This is a genomic window from Bariatricus sp. HCP28S3_F11, assembly GCF_052065395.1.
GTDB lineage: Bacteria > Bacillota > Clostridia > Lachnospirales > Lachnospiraceae > Allocoprococcus.
The window spans coordinates 1-2963 of sequence record NZ_JBQHUC010000074.1; the positions used below are offsets into that span (position 1 = coordinate 1).

3 protein-coding genes and 1 pseudogene are annotated in these 2963 nt (G+C 39.2%); all 4 read left to right on the forward strand.

The features are described from left to right. Positions 1–170 (forward strand): annotated as a pseudogene (locus ACTNBR_RS16110) (IS110 family transposase); the annotation flags it as partial. A 60-nt stretch (positions 171–230) separates the two neighbouring features. Continuing rightward, positions 231–1046: a DUF445 domain-containing protein gene (locus tag ACTNBR_RS16115; RefSeq protein WP_441042732.1), complete on the forward strand. Its 816-nt coding sequence runs from the start codon at positions 231–233 to the stop codon at positions 1044–1046. Positions 1047–1204: 158 nt separating this feature from the next. Beyond that, complete coding sequence (locus ACTNBR_RS16120; RefSeq protein WP_441019027.1) at positions 1205–1969, forward strand: MerR family transcriptional regulator; 765 nt, start codon at positions 1205–1207, stop codon at positions 1967–1969. Between the two features lie 393 nt (positions 1970–2362). Then, positions 2363–2776, forward strand: coding sequence for a hypothetical protein (locus ACTNBR_RS16125; RefSeq protein ID WP_441042733.1), 414 nt, complete (start codon positions 2363–2365; stop codon positions 2774–2776). The last annotated feature ends 187 nt before the right edge of the window (positions 2777–2963 follow it).

Consider the following 2963-nt stretch of genomic DNA (forward strand, 5'->3'; position numbering starts at 1 on the left):
CCGTTGCCCATTCCATGCTCATAGCAATATATCACATTCTCAAGGATGGTGTCGTTTTCAAGGATCTGGGAGCTGATTATTACAATCAGTTCAATAAGGAACGTAAAATAGCTGCATACCTCAAGAAGTTAAAAGCGCTTGGCTGGGAGGCTCCAGTAGTTGCCGCATAAGCCTGTCGGTTAAGTTCAAAATCAACCTTTTTGCACTAGATAGGGGTAGTTTGCGCTTTTTTGGCTATTCTGAAGGTTTTGTTTCATAGTAAAGAAATCAAAATCTGGGGACACAAACTTCCGTTTACCCCGGGAGCAATACCAAAAGGAAAACCGAGACTGGCAAAAGCAATTGGAAATATTGTGGCAAATACGCTTCTCACAGAGGAAGATCTGAAAAAGAAAATCTTGTCTGACGAAACCGAAAATGCAGTTGTGGAAAAAATAATGGATGGATTGTCGACAAATCTTCATACTTCTATTAACAGGATTTGCCCCGAAGAAGAATACACAAATGTGAAGGAAAAAGTCACAAACTTATTGACGGATCAGATTCTGGAATCAGTACAGAACATGAATCTGGAACATATAATTGTTGAAGAGGCAGGAAAAGCAGTAAAATCAAAGACAAAAGGGACTATGTTGGAAATGTTCCTGAACGATGAGATGCTAAATTCTCTGATCCAGCCGGTAGGAGGCGGAATCGTCAATTATATCCAGGTAAGCGGGGCGGATTACATTAAAGGTGAGATCAGCAGAAAACTGGCCGCACTGGAAGAAAAAAGCATTTTGGAATTGTGCGATAATCTGAATGTTTCACAGGATTCCGTGCGCGGGATGGTGTCGTCACTGTACCAGACGGCGATAGAATCGGCAGCAGGAAATCTGGTCAGCAATTTGAATATTGCCGGAATTATTGAAGAGAAAGTCAGTGAAATGAGTATTGACGATTTGGAGAAGATGGTGCTTTCTGTTATGAAGAAAGAACTGGATACGATCGTAAATCTTGGGGCGCTGGTAGGTGCGATTCTGGGGATGTTGAATATATTGATTTAGTGAAATGGATGGGAAGAAGTACTTTGAAGTAGAGTACTTCTTCTTTTGTGCATTTTGGGGTACCCGTCCCTCTAAAGGATTATAATATTTTTGCAATTACCTATTGACTTTGACGCAGCGTCAAGCAGTATCCTTTATATATACCGGAGGTGAAAAGCGTGGAATACAGTATCAGAGAGTTGTCGCAGATGGCGGGAGTCAGTGCACGGACTTTACGTTATTATGACGAAATCGGGCTTCTGAAACCCCTTTATGTAACTGAGGCGGGATACCGTTATTATGGGGAAAAGGAAGTCGATATCCTGCAACAGATTCTATTTTACAGAGAAAGGAAATTTGACCTGAAGAGTATTAAAAAGATGCTCTGCGAGGATGATTTTGATCGGATGCGGGCACTGGAAGAACACCTCGCAGAACTGGAAAAACAGCGTGACCGTCTGGAAATGCTGATCGGTACAGTGAAACAGACAATATCGGCAATGAAAGGAGAATGGGTGATGAGTGATCCGGAAAAATTCCAGGCATTTAAAGAAAAAATGGTTCGGGAAAATGAAGAACAATATGGCAGGGAAGTGCGTGAAAAATATGGAGATGAGGAAGTGGATGCCTCCAACAGAAATATGTTGAATATGACGGAAAATGAATGGGAGCATTTTCAGAAACTGGAAAGAGAAATCAGAGAAAGTCTTCAGGATTGTGTGAGGAAAGGTGTCAGAGCGGACAGCGAGGAAGCGAAGCACATTGTGGAACTGCATAAAGGATGGCTTACGTCAACGTGGAAGAGTTATTCGGCTGAAGCGCACAAAGGTGTAGCTGGCATGTATGTGGCGGACGAGAGATTCCGGCAGTATTATGATAAAGAGCAGACAGGATGCGCAGAATTCCTGAAAACGGCAATAGAATTTTGGGCGGATCGAATGTAAAAGATAAGGTGGCTGGATATTCAGCCACCTTATTTTTTTATTACTTGCAAATATACTTCATCAGTGGTAGGCTATCTTTCTTCAAATCATTATAACAGTATGAATCTCTGTAATAAAAGAATGTCAAAAGTATATCTATTTCAATTATTTTTTCGCGATATTACCAACATATAGCTTATTGAAAAGAAGATGGGAATGAATAGGATTCGGTTTCTTTTCCTGGATTGTCATGTTACAATATAGACAATATCAGATATCTAATATAAAAAGATACGACGGTTTCCCATTTTCGTTTTGAGTGTGATTACGGGAAAAACAGATTATTCTATCTTGGAAAAATGTTATTCAATTTGGATTTGCTCGGAAGATATACCAGGAAAGCTCCAGAATACAATGACGCAATATTCTATAAAAAAGAAAGATATTTTTCAAGAAACAGATGAACCTGAGGCAGATTATGATCTAATGACAGTGATTATTATTCGCAGGGGAAAAGGAACTGAAAAAGAAAGTATTTTTGATTATTTAAATGGCGTATTTTCATGTGACATTGATAAAATAGAAAAATATTCACATGTAGAGTGGGCGGAAACATTTCGAGAGGAGATTAAAACGATGACGGGATTTGGAGATGCTTTGATTGAAAAAGGAAGAGAAGAAGGTATAAAAGAAGGTATAAACAATCTGATCCGGAATATGTACAATAAGAATTGTTCCGTTGATCAGATTGCTGATTTGACTGGAATTTCTCAGGATTATATAAAACAAGCATTGAAAAATAAAGAAGAGGAGGCTGACAAATCGTAGAAGGAACTAATAGATTCGTATGATCAATTACATTTATCACAAATCTCAACCTTTGTCATATGTTAAAAGAAAAAGGATTTTTGGGGGGAGAGACAGGGGGGAGTGTAACGGGGGGGCGGGCAAATTATAAACAAAAATTTTAATTTAAATTTCCCCCCGCAAAAGCCCCAGCCGAACTTTAAATAAT

What these genes read in the sequence shown, in the direction of transcription:
- ACTNBR_RS16125 (WP_441042733.1), top strand. Translation starts at nt 2,363, where the DNA reads ATGACGCAATATTCTATAAAAAAGAAAGATATTTTTCAAGAAACAGAT.